Here is a 23,491-nt window from a genome sequence, read left to right as displayed (position 1 = left end):
CGGGCATTTCGTTACGCGCCTTCGCGAGCGGCGCAGGCGCTTTCGAGGTTGGCTTTTTTCGATTTCGCGTCGTCGCCGTCGCGCGACACGATTGGCGTTTTGCAGGTTTTTCGCATGATACACAGCACCCAAGCCGGGGACCGCGTCGCCTGCGTCAAGCCGACTTACGCGCGATCTCGCGCCGGTTATCGGACCAAAGTCCGATACACGCGGTCGGCCTGCGCGTATAGGCTGAAGGGAGTCAAAGTACGACGGCGAGTACGACGGCGCGCATCACGATCGCTCCCGTTGCCCTCCTGCGCGTTTGCGGCGTGCATGTCGAGCGTCGTGTTGCGTCAAGCTCCCCTCTGCACGCCGAGCATGCCGATGAAATCGTTCGAATACACCAGCAGGGCATCGATTGACGCGTGACGGCATCCGTCGATGCGAGCCGCCAGCACCGCCATCCACTCGATGAGGTACGTCTTATGGCATTCGCCCTTTTGCTTGCGGTCTTTCTCGCCTCGACGGGCGTACTCGTCGGCGGCGCGATAAACCGACCTGCCCAGCAGGAAACCGCGCCAGCCGCCGATATGCGACCTGCCGCGAGTGCGGCCACGGCTTCGCAGTCGTCGATCGATGGGCAGCCGAGGATGACGCAGTCCAAAGACGACTCCGCGCCAGCCGTGAAATTGACCCGTCTGTAAGCGCGAGGCGCGTCTGATCGATCGTATCGATCGTTATCAATGGTCTCCTCGAACGCGTCGCCGGCGCGCCCGGCCGGGCATCCTGGCGATATGACCGTGCATTCTGAAGCGCAGCGCCTCGCGCGGCGACCGCCTGGGCGCGAACGGCGCCGCCGTCAACGCGGCGATGTCGGCGACCAGCGCGGCGAATCCACTCAGTACGGCATGCATCGCGGTTTTGTCCGAAGCTTGAGTCAGAGTTCGTCGATCCAGATTACGCGCAACCAGGCGCCGGCGAAATAGGACCTTGGTCCGATTGCCTCGCACCGGCCGCCAGGCTTTCGCCAGGCTTCCGGCAGCCTCGTTCGGTTTTACGACGAGCTTCTGATCGGCCGCCGTGCTCCGACAGAATTGCCGGGAATGCTATGGGACCAAAGTCCAATTGCCCCGCTGTCCCGCGCGCGGCACGATCCGAAAGTGAGGACGCGCCACCGGGGAAACGGGCGCGGCCGTCTTGCGTCGGCACCGATTCCGTGGCGACCCGGCAGGAGAAGAACCGATGCTTCTAACACCGTCCACCCAGCGGGTTCTGTCCAGAGCGCTGCTCGACGTGCTGATTCGCGCCTCGCTCATCGCTGTGCTGGCCATCGTTTGCTTCCGCATCTTCGTCCCGTTTCTCAATCTGATGGTGTGGGCGCTGATTCTTGCGATCACGCTCTATCCGCTGCAGATCCGGCTGCGCCGTTCGATGCCGGGCCGCGACGGCCTGATCGCCACGCTGATCGTCTTCGGCGCGTTTGTCATCGTGATCGTGCCGACCTATCTGCTGGGCGTGGCCGTCGCCGAATCGATCGACAACGCGATGGCCGTGTTCAAGAGCGGCCGCGTCCACGTGCCGCCGCCGGACGAGTCGGTGCTGAACTGGCCGTTCGTCGGCAAGCGGGTCTACGACATCTGGCTCCAGGCGTCCACGGACATCGCGGGCCTCGCGCAGAAGTACGCACCGCAGTTCCGGGACGCCGGCCGCGCGCTGCTCGGCACCGTGACCGGCCTGGGCATGGGCATGCTGGTGTTCTTCGCGGCGCTGATCGTGTCCGGCATCCTCATGGCCTATGGCGAGAAAGGCCACGAGAGCGCCGTGCAAATCGCCTCGCGCATCTCCGGCCCGGACAACGGCGTGCAGATCACCGATCTCTGCACCGCCACGATTCGCGCGGTGGCGCAGGGCGTCGTTGGGATCGCGTTCATCCAGATGCTGCTGATCGGCGTCGGCTTCATCGTCAAGGGCATTCCCGGCGCGGGGCTGCTCGCGCTCGCCGTGCTGATGATCGGCATCATGCAGTTGCCGGCCACGCTGATTACCGTGCCCGTGATCATCTTCGTCTTCGTCACCGAAGGCGTCAGCACGGCGGCCATCGTGTTTTCCGGCTACGTGTTCGTCGCCGGTCTCGTCGACAACGTGCTCAAGCCCCTGTTGCTCGGGCGCGGCGTTGCGGTGCCGATGCCCGTCGTGCTGATCGGCGCGCTCGGCGGCATGGTGTCGGGCGGCGTCATCGGGCTGTTCATCGGGCCGGTGATGCTCGCGGTCGGCTACCAGCTTTTCTGGCGCTGGGTGAGGGATCAGCCGCAGTTCCGGACGCAGGACGCCGGGGAGGACCAAGCGCCGGACCTCTCGCCGATAACCGTGCAGACTCCCGCGCAGACTCCGACGCCTTGCGCCTCGCAAACGCGCCCGCCACAGGCGCCGGATCAGCAGCCGTGACGCTGCGCTGACCACGGCGGGTGACGCGTCATGCGCACCCATTCACGCTGGCGATGTTGCCCGGCGTGGAAACCCTCAACTTCCATGCGTTCACCGCGATGACGGCGTCGTGCCCACCTCGACCTCCGGCTGCCTCGCTGCATCGGCGACGTCGTGCCCGGCCTGCCCCGATCCGGTGCTGACGGGCCTGTTCCTGACGGCCTCCGTGCGTGCCGTGCAGGAAGCCGCCCATCGCGCGAGCGAGCGGCATGGGCAGCATCGAGCGGATAAGCGCCGATATGAGCGCAACCGGCACGCACGCGTGTGTGAATAGCGATCAGCAATCGGCAATCGGCAATCCGCAATCCGCAATTAGCGGCTCGCGGCACCGGCAAGCGCCGGGGCGCCCGCCTGCGTCTGCGCGGCTTCGGTCGCCGACGCGCCACTTGCGGGCGCGGGCATCGTCATGCGCTCGGCGTGCGTCACCCAGCCGCCGCCCATCGCCTTGTAGAGACTGACGTAATACGTCAGCACCGCCGACTCGGTTTGCGTGTGCGTCAGTTGCGCGTTGAAGAGACTGCGCTCCGCATCGAGCACCTCGATATAACTGGTGTAACCCGCGTCATAACGCTTGCGCGCGAGCCGCGCGTAGACCGCCAGCGCATCGACCTGACGTCCCTGTGCGACCAGTTCGCCCTGACTTTTCTGCAAGGCGATCAGTGCGTCCTCGACCTGCTGCAACGCTTTCTGCACCGTATCGAGATACGTGTACAGCGCCTCCTGCTCGCGCGCTTCGGCCAGATGCACCTGCCCGGTGATATTGCCGCCGGTGAACAGCGGCTGCGCGATCGCGCCGCCCACCGACCAGATATAGGCCGGCCCGGTCAGCAGGCTCGAAAACACGGCGCTCGCCGAGCCGATCATCCCCGACACCGAAAGGTCCGGAAAATACAGCGCACGCGCCGCGCCGATGCGCGCATTTTCGGCGATGAGGTTCTGCTCCGCCGCGAGCAGATCGGGCCGCCGCGACAGCAGATCGGACGGCACGCCCGCGGGCACGGCGGGCAGCGCGATGGCGCGCAGTTCGCGTCCGCGCGGAATCGGACCGGGGTTCTGCGCGAGCAGCACCGACAGCGCGTCCTCCTGCTGGCCGATCTGCATCTCGATCACCGGAATGGTCGCCTGCGCGGCCTCGTATTCCGACTGGCTCTGTGCCAGTTCCATCTGCGAGACGACGCCGTGCGAGAAACGCAGCGTGAATACCCGCACGGAATCGGCGCGGCTCGCGGCCGTCGCCTGCGCGATCTCCAGTTGCCGGTCGAGGCTGCGCAGATTGATATAGGACCCCGCCACCGCCGCCACCAGCGTGAGAATGGTCTCGCGCCGCCCTTCCTCGGTCGCGGCGAGATCGGCGCGCGCAGCCTCGGTCAGCCGGCGCGTGCGCCCAAAGACATCGAGATTCAGCGTCGCGCTGAGCGTCGGCGAAAACGCGTTGTAGACCGGATCGATGCCCGGCTGCAACGGCAAGCCGCCAATCTGCGAGACGCGCTGACGCGAAGCCGTGAAGCCCGCGCCCACCTGCGGGAAGAACGCCGAGCGCGTGATCTGCACCTGCGCGGCGAATTCGTCGATGCGCGCCGCCGCGATCTTCACGTCGCGATTGCGTTCGAGCGCCGTGGCGATCAGTTGATCGAGCACGGGTTCCTGAAACTGCTCCCACCAGACCGTATCGGCGACTTCGAGCATTTCGCCGCTCGCAAACCGGTATGTCGCGGGTACCTCGACGTTGGGCCGCACGTAGTCCGGGCCGAGCAGGCAGGCGTTCAGCGCGAGCGCCAGCAGCGGCACGAGCCGGCGCGCGACGATGGGCGCATGTTTGGGCGCAGGAACGGGCCCATGAGCGGACGCGCGCATGTCAATCGTCTCCACGCGGCGCGGACGGCGTGCCTTCCGGCGCGCCCGCCGCGCCGCCCGAGGCATTGCCCGCCGGGTTGCCCGAGGAATTACCCGAGGCATTGCCCGAAGCGCCGCCCGACGCATCGCCTGAGCCCGGCGCCGCCGTGCCCTTGCTTTGGCGCGACGACATCGTTTCGAGCAGGTAATAGAACATCGGGATAAAGAACACGGCGATCACGGTCGCGCCCAGCATGCCGCCGATCACGCCGGTCCCGATCGAATGGCGGCTGTTGGCCGACGCCCCCGTGGCGATCGCGAGCGGCACGCAGCCGAGAATGAACGCGAGCGAGGTCATGACGATCGGCCTCAAGCGCTCCTCGGAGGCGACGATCGTCGCGTCGAGCACCGAGGCGCCGCCCTCGCGGTTCATTACCGCGAACTCGAAGATCAGGATCGCGTTCTTCGCCGCGAGCGCGACCAGCATCGTGAGCCCGATCTGAAAGTAGATGTCGTTCTCAAGGCCGCGCAGCAGGATCGCGAGCAAGGCGCCGAACAGCGCGAACGGCACGGCCATCAGCACGCCGATCGGCAGCGACCACTTCTCGTATTGCGCGGCGAGAATCAGGAACACCATGATGAGCCCGAACACGAACACCGAGCCCGAGGTGCCGCCCGACTTGCGCGCCTCGTAGGCTTCGCCGCTCCACGCCACGCCGAAGCCGTTGGGCATCGCCGCCGCGATTTCTTCCAGCGCGCCGATCACCTGCCCGGAGCTGTAGCCCGGCGCCGCGTTGGCCGTGACGAGCACCGCCGGAAAATTGTTGAAGCGCGTGAGCAGGTCCGGCCCGGTCACGTAGCGGTAATTCGCCACGGCGCGCAGCGGCACCATCGTGTCGGTCTTGCTGCGCACGTAAATGCGGTCGAGATCGTCCGGGCGCAGGCGCGTCGTCGGATCGGCCTGCAAGATCACCTGCCACAGACGGCTCGATCGGTTGAACTGCGAAACGTAGAGCGAACCGAACATGGTCTGCATCGCGCTATAGACGTCTTCCACCGGCACGCCGAGCGTTTCGGCGCGCTCGCGGTCCACGTCGACGAGCAGTTGCTGCGAATTCGGATTGAAGGTGGTCGTCACGCGCGCAAGCTCGGGCCGCTGCCGCGCCTTCGCGACGAACTCGCGCACCACTTCCGCGAGTTGCGTGATGGTCGCGTCGCCCTTGCTCTGGATCCACACCTCGGTGCCGCCCGTGGTGCCCAGGCCCGGAATCGAAGGCGGATTGACCGGAATGACAATCCCCTCCTTGATCGACGACAGCGCCTTGTACGCGTCGACCAGCACCGCGCGCGCATTCTGCGTACTCGCGTGACCCGACGAATAGCGCTCGTCGAAACCCTTGAGCCCGACAAAGAACGTGCTCGCGTTGTTCTTGTTCTGCACGTCGAGCAGGCTGTAGCCATCGACGGTGGCAATGCCGCTCACCGCGTCCTGCTTCATGAAATACCCGGCCACCTGATCCGAAACCGCGCCCGTGCGGTCGAGGCTCGCGGCGTCGGGCATGGTCACCGCACCGAGCAGATAGCCCTGATCCTCGGGCGGCAAGAAAGCGGAGGGAATGGTCTTCATCATCACGACCGCGAGCGCGATCATCCCCGCGAACAGCAGCAGCGCGAGCACCCAGCGCCGGATCGCGATATGCACGAACCCGACATAGCCCCGCGTCATGCGCCCGAAAGCGTTCTCGAACCAGCGGAAAAAACCCTTCTTTTCATGGTGCGAGCTACTCAGCAGAATCGCCGCGAGCGCCGGGGACAAGGTCAGCGCCACGATGCCCGAAATCACCACCGAGATCGCAATCGTGATGGCGAACTGCTTGTACAACTGCCCGGTAATGCCGCTCACGAACGCCACCGGCACGAACACCGCGCAGAGCACGAGCACGATCGCGATCACCGGCCCGGCCACTTCGTCCATCGCGCGCTTGGCGGCTTCCTTCGGCCCGAGCTTGTGCACCGTCATGTTGCGCTCGACGTTCTCGATCACGACAATCGCGTCGTCGACCACGATACCGATCGCCAGCACCATGCCGAACAGCGTCAGCATGTTGATCGAGAAGCCGAGCAGCGCCATGCCCATCGCCGTGCCGACGATCGACACCGGCACGGCCAGAATCGGAATCAGCGTCGCGCGCAGACTTTGCAGGAACACGTACACGACGATCACGACCAGCACGAGCGCCTCGAAGAACGTGTGCACGACGTCCGAGATCGAAGCGCGCGTGAACTCGGTCGTGTCCATCGCGATCTTGTAGTCGAGCCCTTCGGGGAACGACTGCTTGAGTTCGGCGAGCGCGGCACGCACCTGCTTCGACACGTCGAGCGCGTTCGCGCCCGGCTGCTGGTAGACCGCGATAATGGTGGCCGGCTTGCCCTGGTAGCGGCTGCGGATCGAATAATCCTTCTGCCCGAGTTCCGCGCGGCCCACGTCCTGCAGCCGCACAATTGCCGCGCCTTCGCTGCTCGCGCGCAGGATGATGTTGTCGAAATCGCCTGGCTGGGCCAGCCTGCCCGGCGTGGTCACCGCGAACGACTGCTCGACTTTCGAGCCCGTCGGCGACTGCCCGATACGTCCCACCGCAAACTGCTGGTTCTGGTTCTGCACCGCCCGCTGCACGTCCGCCACCGTGATGCCGAGCTGCGCCATGCGGTCAGGCTTGAGCCAGACCCGCATCGCATAATCCGGTGTGCCGAAGATACTCGACTGGTTCGCGCCGGGAATGCGCTTGAGCGCGTCCAGCACATAGATGTTCGCGTAATTCGCGATATAGGTGCTGTCGTAGCGCTCGTCGGGCGAATAGATCGCAATCACCATCATGAACGCCGACGACTTCTTCTGCACCTGCACGCCCTGCGCCTGCACCGATTGCGGCAACTGCGGCAAGGCGAGATTGACGCGGTTCTGCACGTCGACCTGCGCGAGCTGCGGATTGGTGCCGATCTCGAAGAACGCGTTGACAGTCAGATTCCCCGTCGACGAACTCGACGAGTTCATGTAGATCATGTTGTCCGCGCCGTTCACCTGCTGCTCGATCGGTGCGGCGACGTTGTTGGCGACCACGTCCGCGCTCGCGCCGGGATACGACGCGGTGATCGTGATCTGCGGCGGCGTGATGTCCGGGTATTGCGCGACCGGCAGCGCCAGCATGGTCAGCGTGCCGCCGAGCGTGATGACGATCGAAATGACCGACGCGAAAATCGGCCGGTCGATGCAGAAGTGCGAGATGCTCATCGTCAACGCCCTTCAGTTTTCAGTTGGCCGAGGCGGTCGCCGAAGCCGAAGCCGAAGCCGGCGCCGACCCCGTGGCCGCGGCGGGATTCGCCACGATCTTCAGCGGCGTGTCCGCGACCACGCGGATTGCACCGTCGACCACGACGCGCTCGCCGTCTTTCAGGCCATCGAGCACGAACCAGTCGTTGCCGTGCCATTCGCCGACCTCGACCACGCGCTGGCTTGCCTTGTCGTCTTTATTCACGACCCAGACGAAGTGACTCTTCGCGCCCTGAAGCACCGCGCGTTGCGGCACGAGAATGGCGTTGGGCCGAATCGCGCCCGAGACCCGCGCGCGCACGAACTGGCCGGGGCGCAGCGTGCCGTCGGGATTGGCAAAGACCGCGCGCACGAGGAAGGAGCCCGTTTCGGTGTTGAACGCGGGATTGGCGAAATCGATCGCGCCGCGCCCCTTGTACACCGAGCCGTCCGCGAGTTGCAGCGACACCGCAAACGCACGGTTCGCCGGAAAGCGCAATGTTCCCGCTGCGATCTGATCGCGGTAGCGCAGTTGCTGGTTCTCCGAAATGCTGAAGTTGACCCACATGGGGTCCAGTTGATAGACGTAAGTCAGCAAGCCGTTTTGCGTGGACGTCACATAGCTGCCGTCTTGCTGCCGCGCGAAGCTCGATAGCCCGTTCAGCGGCGACTTGATCGTCGTGTAGCTGAGATTCAGTTCGGCGGTATCGACCTCGCCCTGCGCGGCAATCACCGCGGCGCGCGACTGCTTTTCGTTGCCGATCGCGTCGTCGAGATCCTTCTTGCTCAACGCATTTTCCTGCGCCAGCGGTCTCACGCGCGCCAGATTCGCCTTCGCCACTTCCAGTCGCGCCTGCTGCTGCGCCAGTTGCCCCTGCGCCGTGCGCAACGCGGCTTCGAACGGCTTGGGATCCATCTGGAACAGGGTCTGCCCCACCTTGACCAGCGATCCTTCCACATACATGCGGCGGTCGAGAAAGCCGTCGACGCGCGAGCGTATCTGCACTTCGCGCGAACTCTGGGTCTGCGCGGTAAATTCGAAATCGACCGGCGTATCGTGGGGCGCCACCGTTGTCACCGTGACTTCAACGGGCGCGGCGGCCGCCACCGCCGGCTTCTTGCTGCAACCGGCGCCGGCTACGACGAACGCGAGCGCGGCACCGACGACAACCATCGACCCGACGCCTTTCGCCACGTCCCCGCCTGGCGCCGTTCGCCATGGCAGCGGCGGCTTCTGATGCCTGCAAGCGTGCGCCATGATTGCCTCAGGTTGATCTCGTAAGTTCCGCTTTCGAGCTGGAATTGGAAAGGACGCGCCGTGATGGCCTGCACGACGGATCAGGCAATGGGCCGCCGCCGGAAAATGGCACTGCCCAACGAAGCCGTGGACGCGTCGCCGATTCGACCAGATTCAGTATGGCGACGCGCCCTGGCGCGAACAATCGGACTTTGGTCCTAGCCCGCGCAAGCGTGCAACGGGCAGCACGGCATCGCGCGAGCGCGCGGCGGCAGGCCATAGGACCAAGGTCCTATGGTGCCGCCCCGGAACCACGGTTCATGCTCTCAGCCATGACCGTCGCGAGCCGTCGCCGCGACGCCTCGCCGTCGAACAGGAAGGGTTTTCTGGGAGCGCACGATGTCTGGATCGTCGAGACATGCAAAACGGCGCACTGCCAAGGCGGAAGCGAAAGCGCAACGGCAGGCCGAAGCGAAGCGCGAGGCAACATCCGCGGCAAAGCCGGACGCGAGCGCAACGGAAAAGATGAGCAACAAGGCCTATTTGAAGGAGCTGTTCCCGCTCCATGTCGAATTGGCGCACTTGCAGCAATGGGTCGTGGCGAGCGGCGCGAAAGTCTGCATCGTTTTCGAAGGTCGCGATGGCGCGGGCAAAGGCGGCACCATCAAGGCGATCACCGAGCGCGTGAGTCCGCGCGTGTTCCGCATCGTGGCGCTGCCCGCGCCCACCGAGCGCGAAAAGAGCCAGATGTATGTGCAACGCTATCTCCCTCACCTGCCCGCGGCGGGCGAGGTCGTGATCTTCGATCGAAGCTGGTACAACCGCGCGGGTGTCGAGCGCGTCATGGGCTTCTGCTCGCAAAAGCAGGCCGAAGAATTCCTCGCAGCGGTGCCGCTGGTCGAGAAAGCCATCATTGCGTCGGGCATCATACTCATCAAGTACTGGCTCGAAGTCAGTTCCGACGAACAGACGCGCCGCCTCGAAGGCCGCATTCACGACGCGCGCAAGACCTGGAAGCTGTCGCAGATGGACCTCGATTCGTATAGCCGCTGGTACGACTATTCGCGGGCGCGCGACGAGATGTTCGCGAAGACCGATCTCGACTTTTCGCCCTGGTATGTGGCTCGCTCCGACGACAAGCGGCGGGCGCGGCTCAACATCATCACGCATCTGCTCGCCACGATTCCCTATCGCAAGGTGCCGCGAGAGAAGGTGGTGTTGCCGCGCAGGCAGAAGGCGTCGGGCTACGTCGATCCCGAACACCCCTGCAAGCGCGTGCCGGACGCGTTCTAGACGCGCCGCGCGCGGCGAATCCGGAGACCGAAGATGAGCGAACTATGGATTGGAAATGTCGACGCGGACATTTCGTCGGACGAGATCAACGCGTTTCTCGGCCGATACGGCTGTCCGCCGTTCGACGAGATCCAGCGCGTGCCCGGCACCGGCGAGCGTCCCGCCGTGATCCTGACTTTCAACAAACTCAGCGCCGAAGCCCTGCGCAAGCTTCAGCCGCGCATTCACAACATCCTCTGGAACAACCGGACCATCGTCGTGCAGGTCATGCCGCCGAAGCGCGAAGATTGAATGCGCGATGCACGAATGCCGCGTGACGTGACACCGCTCGCGGGCAACGCGGTGGTTGACTGGCCGCATCGCGCGCCCATGCGCTGCTTGTGCGCCACCTGTACGCGATCCGTGCGTTCAGGCGAACCGACGCCCTTCCGCAGAGCCCGCGAGTGCGTCGCCACGCTCCGCCGCCGGACTGTCGAGGTCGGCGCGCTCGGCAAGCCGGACCAGATCCGCGAGCGAGCCGGCCCGCATCTTTTCCATGACGCGCGCGCGATGGATCTTGATGGTCTTCTCCGCCGCACCCAGTTCATCGGCGACGAGTTTGTTCGGCCGCCCCGCGACCACCAGCGCCATGACTTCGCGCTCGCGCGGCGTCAACTGCGCGACACGGCGCTGGATTTCCGCGTTCTGCGCGCGCTGTTCGAACAATTGCCGCGCAAGCGCGAGCGCGCGCTCGACCGCCTCGAGCAACGGCGCCTCGTCCACGGGCTTCAGCAGAAAATCCGTGGCGCCGGCCTTCATCGCGGCGATGGCGGCGCGCGCGCCGACATGGCCCGAGACGAAGATGGTCGGCACCCTGCACGGCAGCCGGCGCTGCAGCGCGATGCCGCTCAGATCGGGCAAGCCGAGGTCGAGCAACAGGCACGCGGGCTGGCTCGTCAGATCGGCGCATGCAAGGAAATCGCCGGCGCAGCCGAAGGTCTGCACGACGTAGCCCGCCGAACCGAGCAGACGACTGAAGGCCTTGCGGATCGGCTCGTCGTCGTCGACGACGAACACGAGAGATTGGGGTGTGTTCATAGAGGCTCGTGCGCGCCGCTATTCGTGGTCGCGCCCTCCGCAGGTAGCTCGAATTGAAAGGTCATGCCGCGTTCACGATTGCGCTCGGCCCACATGTGGCCGCCGTGCCCCATGACGATAATGCGGCTGATCGACAGGCCCAGCCCCAGACCGTTCGGTTTCGAGGTCGAAAAGGGCTTGAACAGCGTGGCCATCTGCTCGTCGCTGACACCGTCGCCGCAGTCGCGTATCGCAATACGAACGCCACGCCCGCCCGGCGCCGCGCCGACACTGACGAACACCGTGCGCTCGGCGGGCGCCATGCCCTGCATGGCGTCGAACGCGTTGAGAATCAGATTGACGAGCACCTGCTGAAGCTGCACGGCGTCGCCACGCAGCATCGGCAAGCCATTCTCGATATGCGAACTCAGCGCAACGTGGCGTTCGCGCGCACGGCGGTGCAGCAGTTGCATGACATCGCGCACGAGACAACCCATGTCGATCGCGCTCAATTCGCTCTGCTCGCGCTTGCCGAACTGCCGCATCTTGCGGATGATCGCGTGCGCTCGTGTGCTATCGGAAACAATCTCGTCGAGCAACTCGAGCATCTCTCCGATGTTGGGCGGCGTGCTCGCCAGAAAGCGCCTGGCCGCCTGCGCGTTGCTCAGAATGGCGGTGAGCGGTTGATCGACTTCGTGCGCGAGCGCCGCCGCCATGTCGCCGACGTCGGACGCCTGATCGTGATGCATGAGCGCCTGACCGGCGCGACGCACGCCGGGCTCCTGAGCGCTTGCGACGTCGCCCGCGTCGCCTTCATCGCCCTCGCCGCACAGCGCGTCGATCACCAGCACCGCGTACGGCCTGCGCTCGATTGCAAACGAAACGGAACTGGTGACCTGCGCGGCGCGCTGACTGCCATCTCTTTTGCGCACGACCGCCGGGCGCGTCGTACTGCCGGGCGCGCCGCGCATCACCCACGACGTGCCGACAGGCTCGGCGATATCCGTGTCTTGCGACGGCAGCACCAGCATGTCCAGCGGCAACACGCTCAATTCCGCCGCCGAATAACCGAACAGCAGCGCGGCTCGCGCGTTGGCGACGACGATCGTTCCCTGCTCGTCGACCGCCAGCGCGGCGGACGGCATCACGTCGATCATGCCGCGCAACATGGGTGGCGCCGACTGGTCCGGCAATGCCCGCTGTGTCAGCCGCCCGGTAACAGCGGAAAGCCACGAAAGCCAGTCATCGCGACCCTGCCCCCGGCCCGTGAGCCTGAATGTGCGCTTTCCGTTCCCCACGTTCTCTCCGTACATGGTGCCCTCCGAACGCGCGATCTGGATGGGATTTGCGACGCCGCCCATAATTCATCAGCTGTCCTGACAGCAATTCAGCCTGACGCAAATACCCGATGCAACGATGCGCGAGATCTCTCCAGAACCTGCATGCTGGCCGCGATATTCACGAGTTCACAACGGTGACCAACGGCTTCTTCTTGATGTGCGGTGAATCGGTCGCCCGCACGTGGCAAATGACGTACTGAAACCGGCACGGCTTGACATGCGAATGTCGCTCGTCACGACACCACCTGAATGGGAGTTGCACTGACTATATCGAGACAGTACGGGTAAATTATACGAAAGAAATCATGCCACCCACCGACTTATTTTAAATTTCGGTAATTTTTTTAGTTCTGTGTGTTAATTGCATCACTTTACGGACGGGCGATTAATACCTGATGCGCTTACATGACGAACAAATGACGGAAATGGAGCAATCGATAAAATATTTGCAAACCATGTTCCGCCATCCATTTAACTGCGCGCTAATGAGATTGTCCCGGCGACGACGCTGGAACGCTGCCGCCCGTATCTTTCTGCTGACCTGAATTCGCGTCCTGCGAATGCTTGCTGGTTCTGGCTTTTTCCCCCGCTTTTCGTTGTGCGTCCTGCATTTGTTTCATTCCCGGCGATCCGGTCTGCCCATAGACTGGCACGATGCCGATCGACGCAATGACGACGGTCGCCAGCAGTCTTCGACTTGTACAGGTCATGATCATGATTCTCACCTCGATTGTTGAACATTGCGATACACCACATTGCGTTTTATTAGCTTCATTAAGTCGCCGCACCGTTGTCGCCGCGCAATCCGGGTTTATACGCAAACAACTTCAATACCGCTCATTCTGAAACACCTCTCCATTGGCCGGCGAATACCCGAATTCTGAAACGTCATTCCGCTTTTTCTCTGCTGGCACACCAACATTCATTTGCGTGCTCGCACAAATAGTCAATAGGACTCTGGTCCGATTGCCCCCGCCACGCGCGACGACAAAACTAGGCGAATAGCCCTTCCTGGCCGCGTCGCGTGGCGTTCTTCGCATTGGCAGGTTCGGCTGGGCATCGGGAGGAGCGGCGATGACTTCGTGGACTGAACGAATCTACGGCGTGATCCGCTTGCTGATGCTCGCGTTCGTGAGCGCGGCGCCATACGCGGCGCTCGCGCAAAACCCCGCGCCGCCCGCGCCATACAAACCCGAAGAGATCGAGGCGCTGGTGGCGCCAATCGCGCTTTATCCCGACTCGGTGCTCTCGCAGGTGCTGATGGCGTCGACTTATCCGCTGGAAATCGTGCATGCCGCGCGCTGGTCGAAAGAGCACCCGAAGCTCAAGGGCAACGAAGCCGTCAAGGCGGTTCAGGATCAGCCGTGGGACACGAGCGTGAAATCGCTCGTGGCGTTTCCGCAGATCCTCGAGCCGATGAACGAAAAAATCGACTGGACGCAAAAACTCGGCGACGCTTTTCTCGCCCAGGAAAAAGACGTGCTGGCCGCCGTGCAGCGATTGCGCGCGCGCGCCAGGGATGCGGGCAACCTCAAGTCGAGCGAGCAGCAGCAGGTGATCGTCGAGCAGCCGCCTCAGCAAGGCGGCCCGACGATCGTGCGTATCGAGCCCACCAATCCCCAGGTCATCTACGTGCCGGCCTATAACCCGACCGTGGTGTACGGCGCGTGGAGCTATCCGGCGTATCCGCCGTATTACTGGCCGCCCTCGCCCATGTACTACCCCGGCGGCGCGCTGATGACGGGCTTCGCATGGGGCGTCGGTCTCGCGGCGGCGGGCGCGCTCTTCGGCAACTGCAACTGGGGCGGCGGCGATGTCAACATCAACGTCGACAAGGCCAGAAACGTGGATCGCAGTTTCAATCGCACCAATGTCGAAGGCGGCAAGTGGAAACACGATCCCGGCCATCGTCAGGGCGTGTCGTACCGCGACAACGCCACGCGCGAGAAGTTTTCGCGTGACGTGCCGGGCGGCGCCGGACGGCGCGACTATCGCGGCCGTGGAGACGTCGGCGGCGCCGGTGGCGCGGGTGGCGCCGGACGGCCGGGTGGCGTCGGCGGTGCCGGTGGCGCAGGGCGGCCGGGCGGCGTCGGCGGTGCTGGCAGCGCAGGCGGTGCAGCAGGCATCGGCGGCGCCGGGCGGCCGGGAGGCGCGGGCGATGCAGGTGGCATCGGCGGCGCGGGCGGACGCGACGGTGCATTTCAGGGCGTCGGTGGCGGCGGCGCCACGCAACGCGATATCAGCCGCGGCACGTCGAGCATGCAGTCGTCCAGCTTCAATCGCGGTGGCGGCGCCAGCACCCGCAGCAGCGGCGGCGGCATGCGCGGCGGCGGTCGTGGTGGCGGCAGACGCTAGACGCCAGGGAGCCCTCCCATGAAACCAGCCATGAACGACCTGTCCAGCCTTCGCGTCCTGCCCGGCCTCCTCGCGGCGGCGTCGGTGACGGCGGCGCTCGCTCTCGTGCCGACGCAGCCGCTCGCTGCCGCGGCGCAAGCCTCGTTCGCCTCGCCCGAAGCCGCCATGAACGCATTCGGCGAGGCCGTCTCCCGCAACAACGAAACCGAATTGCAGACGTTGTTCGGCGCCGATTTCCGGCGTCTGGTGCCACCCGAAGGCGCGCAGATCCGCGCGCGCTTCCTCGAGGAATGGCAGGTCGCCCACTCGGTCCGGACCGACGACAGCCACCGCGCGCATATCGCAGTCGGCGACGACGGCTGGACCTTCCCCTGCCCCCTCGTCAAAGGCGGCCACGGCTGGCATTTCGATATGGCCGCCTGCGCGGAGGAAATGCGCATCCGGCGCATTGGCCGTAACGAACTCGCGGCGATCCAGACCCTGCTCGCGATCTACGACGCACAGCGCGAGTACGCCTCGTCGTATCACGACGGCAACGACACCTACGTGTACGCGCGCCGTCTCGCGAGTTCGCCGGGCAAGCAGGACGGCCTCTACTGGCCGACCGCCGCGGGCGCCGAACCCAGCCCGCTCGGCGAGGAATTCGCCGCCGCCAGCGCGCGCAATGTGCGCGGCACGGGCTATTACGGCTATCGCTACAGGCTGCTCACCTCGCAGGGACCGCACGCCCCAGGCGGCGCCTACGGCTACCTCGTGCGCGGCCAGTTGTTCGGCGGCTTCGCCGTGGTGGCGTGGCCGGTCAGATACGGCGACACCGGCATCAAGACCCTCCTCGTCAGCCATGACGGCCAGGTCTACGGACGCGACCTGGGCCCCGATACCGCGACCCAAGCGGAAGCGATGACGTCGTTCGATCCGGGCCCTGGCTGGGCCAAAGAGAAAGACACGGAGCAGGATGCGGGCGACGTCACGCAGAAACAGAAGGCCGCGCCGTAATGTCGTCGGCGATCCCACCGATCACATCCTGCGCGCCAGTCACGGCGGGGGCTGCTTCACCTGTCCGGCGGCCGGATCGCGGCCCGCGTCGCCGAGCCAGGCGTCGACCGCGCTGCCCACGGTCGGATGAAAGTGCGTATCGCCGAGCAGATCGAGCAGTTCGAAGCGCCTGAGCTTGTCGCGCACCGGGTCCTTCATCTCGGCGAAATGCAGCGCGATGCCGCGTCGATTCAGCGCTTCGATCAATTCGCGCAGCATGTCGGCGGACGTCACGTCGACGCTCGTCACGGGCTCGGCGGCCACGACGATCCGGCGCACCGGCGTCGGCGATTCGTCGACGGCCTGCATCAGCCGCTCCTGAAACAACTCCGCGTTGGCGAAGAACAGCGGCGCGTCCCAGCGAAACAGCAGCAGCCCCGGAATGCGCACCGCCTGCGGATAGCGCGCGATGTCATGATAACCGCGCACATCTTCCACACGACCGAGCACGGCGAAATGCGGCCGCCAGCCATCCCACAGAAATTCGATGATCGCGATGACCACCGCGATGCCGATGCCCGGAATCGCGCCGAACACCGCGACGCCCGCGAAACACACCATGGACAACCAGAACTCCCATTGCTGGATCCGGTAAATGCGCTTGAGATCGGCGATTTCGAACAAGCCGATCGCGGCCGCCACGACCACCGCCGCGAGCGCGCTCGTCGGCAGATAGCGCATCAGGTTCGGCGCAACGAGCAGCAACAGCGCGACGGCCAGCGCGCCCACCACGCCCGTCAACTGCGTCTTCGCGCCGGCCGCGTCCGCGACGGGCGTGCGCGACGAACTGCTGCTGATCGGAAAGCCGTGAAAAAAGCCTGCTGCCAGATTCGCGATGCCGAGCCCCACCATTTCCTGGCTCGGATCGATGCGGCTGCGATAGCGCGCGGCAAAGGTGCGTGAGAGCACGCTGGTGTCGGCGAAGGAAATCAGCGCGACCGCGCAGCCGCCGAGCACGATCTTGATCAGATCGACGCCGCTCGCCCACGGAACCGCAAAGGTCGGCAAGCCCTGTGGAATCTTGCCGAGCACCTTGACGCCACGCTCGTCGAGATGCAGCACGCTCACACAGAGCGTCGCGAGCACCACGGCGATCAGGATGCCGGGCACCTTCTCGAAACGCTTGAGCACGAGGATGACCACGAGGCTGCCCGCGCCGACCGCGAAACTGACCCAGTTGGCCTGCCCGCCGGCGATGGCCGTGGCGAGGCTCAACAGGTCGCGCAGCGGCCCCCCTTCGTCGATGGAGATCGCGAACAGTTTGGGCAACTGGCTGATCAGCACCGCGATGGCGATGCCGTTCATGTAGCCGTAGCGAATCGGCTTCGAGAGCAGTTCGGTCACGAAGCCCAGGCGCAACAGGCCCATGAGTATGCAGAACGCGCCGGACACGATCGCCATCATGCTGGCGACCGCGATCGCGCGCTCGGGATCGCTGCCCGCGGCCGCCGCCACGACAGCCAGGATCGGCGCGGCGAGCGCGGAGTCGGGACCGAGCACGAGGATGCGGCTCGGGCCGAACACCGCATAGGCGAGCAGCGGGACGATCGTCGCGTAGAGCCCGTAGACGCCTGGCACGCCGGACGCCTCGGCGTAGGCGATGCCCACCGGCACCAGCATGGTCGTCAGCACCAGCCCCGCGGCGACGTCGCTCGGCAGCCAGCTCAAGCGGTAACGCCTGAGCGCGACGAGGCCCGGCAACCACTTTGCCCAGCCGTGCGCCGCGCTTGCGGAAAGCTCGTTGTCGAGACCTGAGGGTTGAGTGGGCATAGGCTGGATGGATCGTGCCGCGCGGCGTCGGCGTGACGTTGCGCGGAAGCCGGATCGGTGCGCAGGTTGGCGCGATGCGGCGTGCGGCCACGCTTGAACGGCATCACGGTCATGCCAAGAATAGTTCAGGTTCGAGAATCAGCACAGGATGCGAGACCGCTGTACACCGCACTGCGCGGCACCACACGGCACCACACGGCACTACGCGGCACTACGCGGAGCGGCGCGGCTCACTGCCGCATGCCCGCGCGGATCGCCGCCGCGATCTCCGAGCTGATCGTGCCGAGTGCGCGCTCGTGCGCCGCCACGAGCGCGCCATAATCGTGGCTGTCGAGCGGCTCGCGGGCCAGGCTGCGCCCGAACACCATCGCGCCTTTCGCCGGCGGCCGCACCGCCCATTGCGCGGCAATCGTCACCGCGTCGCCCGGCACGCTGTCGATGCCGACGATGTCGACTCGCACGGACCACTGCGGCAACGCGCCCGCGCACGCATCGAACACGGACACGCGCGCCGTCGCGAGACGCTGCGCGAGATCGTCGGCGATCACGCGCGCGATATCGGCTTTCAGCGGCTCGGCCCAGCGCGCGAACTCGTTCAGCTCGATGCGGTTGTCGGCGGTGCGCGTGACGATCTGCGGCCGGTCGACCAGATCGGGCACCGTCACCGGACTCACGACGATGCACATCGTCGCAGCCACCGGCGCCGCGTCCATGCGCGCGTCGCCGTGCATCGCGTAAAAGTCCGGCGTCGGCGAGCCGCAGCCCGCACAAGCAAGGAGCGCAATCAGTGCGCTCGCGCAGCCGGTCCGTGCGGTGGCGCGCATCACGGCTTGTCTCCGGGTTTGCCGCGCACCACCGCTTCCGGATGCCGCTCCAGATAGTCCGTGAGATTGCGCATCGATGCGGCCGTGCGGGCGAGTTCGCGCATGGCGTCGCTGGTGTTCTGCTGAAGCTGCGTGTCGGGCTGCAAGGCGGAGTTGGCCGAGTCGAGCGCCGTGCGCGCCGACGACAGCGTGCCCTGCGCTTCCGGCACCACGTCGCTGCCGAGCCGCGCGATCACCTCGTTGGTGTTTTGCAGCGTCTGCTGCGCCTGCGTGCCGATCTGCTCGAACGGAATGCCGTTGAGCTTGGCGAGCAGCCGCGTCAGCGAATCCTGCAACGACTGCAGCGTGCGCGGCACCGTGGGCAGTTCGGGCGGCGTGCGGCTCCAGTCGATCTTCGCCTTCGGCGAGTCCGGGAACATGTCGAACGCGACATACAGTTGCCCCGTGAGCGGATTGCCCGAGCGCAACTGGAAGCGGAAGCCGCTGGCGATCAGGAAATCCGCGAGTTCATGCGGCGACGACGTGAGGCGCCCGCCAGGTTCCTGGCGCGCGTTGCTCCGGTAGCGCAACGTGAAGCGCTCGGGATACAGGCTGATCTCGACCGGAATGCTGAACTGCCGCTTCACGGGATCGAAACGCGTGTAGATATGCGTGACCTCGCCGACCTCGACGCCGCGGAAATCGACCGGCGCGCCCACGGTCAGGCCGCGCACCGAATCGAAGAACGTCACGATATAGGTATCGACGATACGGTCGTGCTGCTTCATCGCCTCCGCGCGCGTCGCGTAGAGATCGAACGGCGTGTTGTCGGCGACCTCGGGCAGATTGCGGTCGGTGTCCGGCGTCTCGAACGCAATGCCGCCGATCAGCAAGGAGACGAACGACTGCGTGTTGATCTGCACGCCGTCGGGACTGAGCGACACGTCGAGCCCGCTCGCATGCCAGAAGCGCGTATCGCCGCGCACGTAGCGGTCGTAGGGCGCATTCACGAACACGTGCAGGGTCACGCCCTTGCCGTTCGGATCGAGTTCGTACGAGGCGATCTGGCCCACTTCGAGGCGGCGGAAAAACACCGGAGAGCCGACGTCGAGCGAGCCCATGTCGGCGCTCTTGAGCACGAATTCGCGGCCCGGCATATCGCTCGGAAACACCGGCGGGACTTCGAGACCCACGAAGTCGCGCCGTACCGATTTCGAATTGCCCTCGTCCATGCCTACGTACGAGCCCGAGAGCAGCGTGCCGAGCCCCGAGACCGTGCCGCCGGAAATGCGCGGCCGCACGACCCAGAAGCGCGTGTTCGCGACGAGCATGCTGGTTGCGTCCTTCACGAGTTCGCCCGTGGCGATCACGCGCTTGTGGTCGGGCGAGAGCGTCACCGACTTCACGATGCCGATATCGACGTCCTTGTATTTGATCTTGGTTTTGCCGGCCTCCAGGCCATCGCCGTTGCGAAAGCTGATCGTGACCGTCGGGCCTTCTTCGAGAATCGCCTTAGCGGCCAGCCAGCCGCCAATCAGCAGCGCGACGACCGGCACCAGCCAGACGATCTGCATGCGCCAGCGCGAGCCCGCCACCGGCTTCGCCTCGGGCAGATCGGGCAGCGTGCCGTCAGGGCCGGAGTCAGGCATGATCGCGCTCCAATGGGTCCCAGATGAGGCGCGGATCGAACGCGCTCGCGGCGAACATCGTCATGACGACGACCGCGCCGAAGGCAATCGCGGCCGGACCGGCCTTGATGGTCGCGAGCGCCTTGAACTGCACCAGCGCGACCAGCATCGTGACGACGTAAATATCGAGCATCGACCAGCGCCCCACCAGCTCGATCATCCGGTAGATGCGCGTGCGCTCCTGCGGCAGCCATCGCGACGCGCGCTGCGCCGAGGCCGCCAGATAGCCGAGGCCGAGAATCTTGATCATCGGCACGGCGATACTCGCGATGAACACCACCACCGCCAGCGGCCACGATCCCGACACCCACAGATAGACGACGCCGCTCATGATGGTGTCCTTTTGCGTGCCGAACAGCGAACTCGTGTCCATCACCGGCAACACGTTCGCCGGTATGTAAAGCACGATCGATGCGATCAGGAACGCCCACGTGCGCGACAGGCTGCCGGCCTTGCGCAGATGCAGCGGCGTCGCGCAGCGCGGGCACGCAAGCGCGCCGCCGCTCGCGGGCAGGCGCACGATCAGCTCGCAGCACGGACACAGCGCGAGGCCGCAGGCCGCGCCGGTAAGGCCGCGATCCGGCCTCGGCCGCGCCGCGCGCGCAGCGCCGGACCACGACCCGAACCCCGGCGTGGGCGCAATGCGATGCCAGAGCGCGGGCACGTCGAGCGCCGCGCCCGTGCCCGCCAGCACCACCATCAGCGCGCCGAACGACCAGAGCGCGACGCCCGTCACCACCGTCGCGATATGCGAGAGCTTGACGAGTGCGATCAGCAACCCGAGGATCAGCACCTCGGTCATGCCCCAGGTGCGCGCGACACCCATCACGCGAAACACCAGATTGGCCTCGCGCGGCTTGCGGCCGAATTCGAGCGGCACGAGCAGCCACAACAAGGTGACGATCTGGGTGGCCGGCATCAGGATCGTCGTGATGAAGACGAGGCCCGCGATGGGCCACATGCCATCGAGATACAGCACCTCGACCGCGCCCCACAACGTCGCCCGTATGAGGTTGCCGTTGACGGCCAGGCCCACGATCGGAAACAGATTCGAGATCACGAACAGCACGAGCGCACCCGAGGCGAGCGCCAGCGAACGCCGGCTGCTGTCGGTGTGATCGCGTTCGAGTTCCGCGCCGCAACGGCGGCAACGCAGCACCCCGCGATGCGGACACGACGCGCGCCGTTGCAGCAGATCGCATTCGTGGCACAGGAGCAGACCGGCGTGCTTCATGGCGTCGGCTCCCCTGCGCTCGCGCGCGGCGCAAGCGGGCCGCACGGCGCATGACGGTGGAAAAAATCAGCCTGGCGTTTCATGGCGGCTACTCGCTCACGCGTCGCGATCCCGGTCGAGCACGGAGCGCACCGCGTCGATCAGATCGAGTTCGTCGAACGGCTTGCACAGATACGCGAGCGCGCCGCCCGCGTGCGCCTGAGCGCGCACGTTCGGCTCGTCGTGCGCGGTGATGACGATGACCGGCAAACCCGTGCCCGCCAGACGCTGCTGCACGTCGATGCCGCTCATTCCCGGCATCTGGAAGTCGAGAATCACGCAGGCGGGCCGATAGGGATCCGCGGCGTGCAACGCGTCGAGAAACGCTTCACCGCTCGCGAACGCCACCGCGTCGATGTTCGCGGACTTCAGCAGCCGCCGGATCGCCCGCCCAACGGACTCTTCGTCGTCGACGATCGCCACGGATTGACTGGAAGCGCTCATTTGGTCCACCCGACCGCAAAACCGGTGCTGGCATGGGTCGCTCCCGAGCCATCACCGCCTGACGAACGGCGGCCGCAGCCAGGTCGGTGCCGCCCATGTGCGGGCCGCGCACGCGGGCACGGCGCACTCACTATTTCGCGTTCGCGGGCTGAACGGAGATGGCCAGCGCCTCCGTGTAGACCGCCTCGACCTGATCGCCCACCTTGACGTTCGCCAATTCTTTGGGATCCTCAACTTTCAGGTCGACCGTGTCGCCCTCGGGTCCCTTGAGCGTCACCATTCTGGTTTTGTGGTTCACCGCGACGACGTCGGCGACCACGCGCACCTGCCTGCCGATGGTGCCGCCAGGTTTCGCGCCCTTGGGCGCCCGTTCGAGCGACGGCGTTTCCTCGACCGAGGTCGCGCCGCCTCCGCCCTTCTTCAGACTCACCGTCAGGCCTTCGCGATAGGTCATGGTGACCTTGTCGCCGATCCGGAGCTGATCGAAGTTGCGCGCTTCCTCGCCGACCTGTACTTCGAAGGTCTTGCCGTCTTCGCGCTTGAGCCGCACGGTCCGCGTCGCGGGATCGACGCTCAGCACCTCGGCCGTCACCGTGCGACTGGCCGCGACGGCCGCCCTGCCGGGCGTTTTCACCACGCCGGCGTCGGTTTGTGCCTGCGCACTGCCAAGCTGGGCGAGCCCGATCACCATCACGGCTGCCAGCAGTTTGAGCTTCGGCATGAATGCCTCCGTCTGGAGTGAGAACGTCGCGAGCCGTGCCGCCGCCCGCGCCACGCGATGGCGGGCCCGGCCGTCTCGTTCGAGACGCGCCGCGACGTCGAACGTGCAGCCTGCTGCCGCTACAGATTGAGCTTCGTGACCTTGGTGCCCGACAGCGAGGCGTCCGCCATCAGCCCCGTGTTGGTCATCACGATCGCGGACACGGGCGCAGACGCAGTGCGCGTATCGAGCTTGCCGTTCGCGCCCACCTTGATGAGCGAGACCTGCACGTCGCCGCCGACCGACCAGCCCGACGAACGGCGGAAGTTGTCGAGCGCATCCTGCGTCATGAACAGGAAAATGATCGCCGTCGATTGCGCGCCCGCCTGGAAGCCGAACGACCCTGCCGCCGAGCTGTAATAGCCGACGGTCGCGCCGCCCACGCGCAACGAGCCCTCTCCGTATGCCGCGCCCGCGATGAACGCGGCCTTGACGATGGACGGGAACACGAGCACGCCGCGCGCCTTGGACACCAGTTCCTGAGAGCCGCCGACCATCGCATAGAGCCGCGACAGGGTGCCGTCCACTTCGGCGTCGATCTTCTGGCGCTTCGAGGCGTCGGTTTCCTCGCTCTTGCCGCTGCCGGTCGTCACACTGCAACCCGATACGGCCGCGCCCACGGCGGCGGCCATCACAGCGACCTTAAGCACAAAACTCCTTCGCTTCATTATCGTCCTCCGGCAACCGTCAAAAGCCATGCGTCACGTGATGACATTATGTCGACTGCGATCGCAAGCACCTATCGGGCTTTGGTCCTATAACGCCCAGAACGCCGCGAGAGAAATCGATACAGCGGAACGCGGCACACTCCTGCCCGCGCGCGCGGATCGC

19 protein-coding genes are annotated in these 23,491 nt (G+C 65.6%); 6 read left to right on the top strand and 13 right to left on the bottom strand.

What is annotated here, in order from left to right; translation table 11 throughout:
* The first annotated feature begins 407 nt into the window (after positions 1-407).
* Positions 408-686 carry a hypothetical protein gene (locus BMY06_RS13060; RefSeq protein ID WP_124263137.1) on the top strand — a complete coding sequence of 93 codons (279 nt, stop codon included), beginning with the start codon at positions 408-410 and terminating at the stop codon, positions 684-686.
* 538 nt (positions 687-1,224) lie between these two features.
* Positions 1,225-2,427 (top strand): AI-2E family transporter, encoded by a 1,203-nt coding sequence (locus BMY06_RS13050; protein ID WP_080180514.1) that lies wholly within the window; start codon positions 1,225-1,227, stop codon positions 2,425-2,427.
* Positions 2,428-2,778: 351 nt separating this feature from the next.
* Here the strand turns inward: BMY06_RS13050 and BMY06_RS13045 are convergent, their stop codons facing one another.
* From BMY06_RS13045 to BMY06_RS13035, 3 genes are read right to left on the bottom strand one after another with little or no spacing between them, the layout of a single operon-like run.
* A complete protein-coding gene (locus BMY06_RS13045) occupies positions 2,779-4,320 on the bottom strand; it encodes an efflux transporter outer membrane subunit (protein ID WP_074983553.1) in 1,542 nt (513 codons plus the stop codon).
* Position 4,321: 1 nt separating this feature from the next.
* A complete protein-coding gene (locus BMY06_RS13040) occupies positions 4,322-7,588 on the bottom strand; it encodes an efflux RND transporter permease subunit (RefSeq protein WP_074983768.1) in 3,267 nt (1,088 codons plus the stop codon).
* 19 nt (positions 7,589-7,607) lie between these two features.
* Positions 7,608-8,780: an efflux RND transporter periplasmic adaptor subunit gene (locus BMY06_RS13035; protein ID WP_074983551.1), complete on the bottom strand. Its 1,173-nt coding sequence runs from the start codon at positions 8,778-8,780 to the stop codon at positions 7,608-7,610.
* Positions 8,781-9,368: 588 nt separating this feature from the next.
* Here BMY06_RS13035 and ppk2 point away from each other — a divergent pair.
* Positions 9,369-10,136 carry a polyphosphate kinase 2 gene (gene ppk2 / locus BMY06_RS13030; RefSeq protein ID WP_234774639.1) on the top strand — a complete coding sequence of 256 codons (768 nt, stop codon included), beginning with the start codon at positions 9,369-9,371 and terminating at the stop codon, positions 10,134-10,136.
* Between the two features lie 33 nt (positions 10,137-10,169).
* Positions 10,170-10,427: an RNA-binding protein gene (locus BMY06_RS13025; protein WP_065062408.1), complete on the top strand. Its 258-nt coding sequence runs from the start codon at positions 10,170-10,172 to the stop codon at positions 10,425-10,427.
* Between the two features lie 117 nt (positions 10,428-10,544).
* Here the strand turns inward: BMY06_RS13025 and BMY06_RS13020 are convergent, their stop codons facing one another.
* The 3 genes from BMY06_RS13020 to BMY06_RS38620 form a co-directional block, all read right to left on the bottom strand.
* Entirely contained in the window at positions 10,545-11,213 is a 669-nt protein-coding gene (locus BMY06_RS13020) for a response regulator transcription factor (protein WP_074983547.1), read from the bottom strand.
* Positions 11,210-12,361, bottom strand: coding sequence for an ATP-binding protein (locus tag BMY06_RS13015; protein WP_161495569.1), 1,152 nt, complete (start codon positions 12,359-12,361; stop codon positions 11,210-11,212). The genes BMY06_RS13020 and BMY06_RS13015 overlap by 4 nt, the downstream gene beginning before the upstream one ends.
* A 653-nt stretch (positions 12,362-13,014) precedes the next feature.
* Entirely contained in the window at positions 13,015-13,248 is a 234-nt protein-coding gene (locus BMY06_RS38620) for a hypothetical protein (RefSeq protein WP_124263139.1), read from the bottom strand.
* Between the two features lie 358 nt (positions 13,249-13,606).
* On the opposite strand from BMY06_RS38620, the gene BMY06_RS13010 reads away from it, so the two are divergent.
* Positions 13,607-14,887, top strand: coding sequence for a DUF3300 domain-containing protein (locus BMY06_RS13010; RefSeq protein WP_074983545.1), 1,281 nt, complete (start codon positions 13,607-13,609; stop codon positions 14,885-14,887).
* A gap of 18 nt (positions 14,888-14,905) precedes the next feature.
* Positions 14,906-15,883, top strand: coding sequence for a DUF2950 domain-containing protein (locus tag BMY06_RS13005; RefSeq protein WP_244144375.1), 978 nt, complete (start codon positions 14,906-14,908; stop codon positions 15,881-15,883).
* 39 nt (positions 15,884-15,922) lie between these two features.
* Here BMY06_RS13005 and BMY06_RS13000 read toward each other — a convergent pair whose 3' ends face one another.
* From BMY06_RS13000 to BMY06_RS12970, 7 genes are all read right to left on the bottom strand, one after another.
* Positions 15,923-17,692 (bottom strand): SulP family inorganic anion transporter, encoded by a 1,770-nt coding sequence (locus BMY06_RS13000; protein ID WP_074983541.1) that lies wholly within the window; start codon positions 17,690-17,692, stop codon positions 15,923-15,925.
* A 230-nt stretch (positions 17,693-17,922) separates the two neighbouring features.
* Complete coding sequence (locus tag BMY06_RS12995; protein ID WP_065062418.1) at positions 17,923-18,516, bottom strand: PqiC family protein; 594 nt, start codon at positions 18,514-18,516, stop codon at positions 17,923-17,925.
* Positions 18,516-20,144 (bottom strand): PqiB family protein, encoded by a 1,629-nt coding sequence (locus BMY06_RS12990; protein ID WP_065062419.1) that lies wholly within the window; start codon positions 20,142-20,144, stop codon positions 18,516-18,518. Before BMY06_RS12990 ends, BMY06_RS12995 begins: the two co-directional genes overlap by 1 nt.
* Positions 20,137-21,417, bottom strand: coding sequence for a paraquat-inducible protein A (locus BMY06_RS12985; protein ID WP_065062421.1), 1,281 nt, complete (start codon positions 21,415-21,417; stop codon positions 20,137-20,139). The genes BMY06_RS12990 and BMY06_RS12985 overlap by 8 nt, the downstream gene beginning before the upstream one ends.
* A 96-nt stretch (positions 21,418-21,513) precedes the next feature.
* Positions 21,514-21,900 (bottom strand): response regulator transcription factor, encoded by a 387-nt coding sequence (locus tag BMY06_RS12980; protein WP_065062423.1) that lies wholly within the window; start codon positions 21,898-21,900, stop codon positions 21,514-21,516.
* 130 nt (positions 21,901-22,030) lie between these two features.
* Positions 22,031-22,621 carry a hypothetical protein gene (locus BMY06_RS12975; protein WP_065062538.1) on the bottom strand — a complete coding sequence of 197 codons (591 nt, stop codon included), beginning with the start codon at positions 22,619-22,621 and terminating at the stop codon, positions 22,031-22,033.
* Positions 22,622-22,740: 119 nt separating this feature from the next.
* Positions 22,741-23,328 (bottom strand): BPSL1445 family SYLF domain-containing lipoprotein, encoded by a 588-nt coding sequence (locus tag BMY06_RS12970; protein WP_065062425.1) that lies wholly within the window; start codon positions 23,326-23,328, stop codon positions 22,741-22,743.
* Positions 23,329-23,491 lie beyond the last annotated feature (163 nt).

This window comes from Paraburkholderia tropica, assembly GCF_900109265.1.
Classification (GTDB): domain Bacteria; phylum Pseudomonadota; class Gammaproteobacteria; order Burkholderiales; family Burkholderiaceae; genus Paraburkholderia; species Paraburkholderia tropica.
Note: the sequence above shows the minus strand (reverse complement) of the source record. Positions and strands in the feature narration are given on the sequence as shown.

What these genes read in the sequence shown, in the direction of transcription:
- BMY06_RS13050 (WP_080180514.1), top strand. Translation starts at nt 1,225, where the DNA reads ATGCTTCTAACACCGTCCACCCAGCGGGTTCTGTCCAGAGCGCTGCTC.
- BMY06_RS13045 (WP_074983553.1), bottom strand. Translation starts at nt 4,320, where the DNA reads ATGCGCGCGTCCGCTCATGGGCCCGTTCCTGCGCCCAAACATGCGCCC.
- BMY06_RS13040 (WP_074983768.1), bottom strand. Translation starts at nt 7,588, where the DNA reads ATGAGCATCTCGCACTTCTGCATCGACCGGCCGATTTTCGCGTCGGTC.
- BMY06_RS13035 (WP_074983551.1), bottom strand. Translation starts at nt 8,780, where the DNA reads ATGGTTGTCGTCGGTGCCGCGCTCGCGTTCGTCGTAGCCGGCGCCGGT.
- ppk2 (WP_234774639.1), top strand. Translation starts at nt 9,369, where the DNA reads ATGAGCAACAAGGCCTATTTGAAGGAGCTGTTCCCGCTCCATGTCGAA.
- BMY06_RS13025 (WP_065062408.1), top strand. Translation starts at nt 10,170, where the DNA reads ATGAGCGAACTATGGATTGGAAATGTCGACGCGGACATTTCGTCGGAC.
- BMY06_RS13020 (WP_074983547.1), bottom strand. Translation starts at nt 11,213, where the DNA reads ATGAACACACCCCAATCTCTCGTGTTCGTCGTCGACGACGACGAGCCG.
- BMY06_RS13015 (WP_161495569.1), bottom strand. Translation starts at nt 12,361, where the DNA reads ATGTTGCGCGGCATGATCGACGTGATGCCGTCCGCCGCGCTGGCGGTC.
- BMY06_RS38620 (WP_124263139.1), bottom strand. Translation starts at nt 13,248, where the DNA reads ATGATCATGACCTGTACAAGTCGAAGACTGCTGGCGACCGTCGTCATT.
- BMY06_RS13010 (WP_074983545.1), top strand. Translation starts at nt 13,607, where the DNA reads ATGACTTCGTGGACTGAACGAATCTACGGCGTGATCCGCTTGCTGATG.
- BMY06_RS13005 (WP_244144375.1), top strand. Translation starts at nt 14,906, where the DNA reads ATGAAACCAGCCATGAACGACCTGTCCAGCCTTCGCGTCCTGCCCGGC.
- BMY06_RS13000 (WP_074983541.1), bottom strand. Translation starts at nt 17,692, where the DNA reads ATGCCCACTCAACCCTCAGGTCTCGACAACGAGCTTTCCGCAAGCGCG.
- BMY06_RS12995 (WP_065062418.1), bottom strand. Translation starts at nt 18,516, where the DNA reads ATGCGCGCCACCGCACGGACCGGCTGCGCGAGCGCACTGATTGCGCTC.
- BMY06_RS12990 (WP_065062419.1), bottom strand. Translation starts at nt 20,144, where the DNA reads ATGCCTGACTCCGGCCCTGACGGCACGCTGCCCGATCTGCCCGAGGCG.
- BMY06_RS12985 (WP_065062421.1), bottom strand. Translation starts at nt 21,417, where the DNA reads ATGAAGCACGCCGGTCTGCTCCTGTGCCACGAATGCGATCTGCTGCAA.
- BMY06_RS12980 (WP_065062423.1), bottom strand. Translation starts at nt 21,900, where the DNA reads ATGAGCGCTTCCAGTCAATCCGTGGCGATCGTCGACGACGAAGAGTCC.
- BMY06_RS12975 (WP_065062538.1), bottom strand. Translation starts at nt 22,621, where the DNA reads ATGCCGAAGCTCAAACTGCTGGCAGCCGTGATGGTGATCGGGCTCGCC.
- BMY06_RS12970 (WP_065062425.1), bottom strand. Translation starts at nt 23,328, where the DNA reads ATGAAGCGAAGGAGTTTTGTGCTTAAGGTCGCTGTGATGGCCGCCGCC.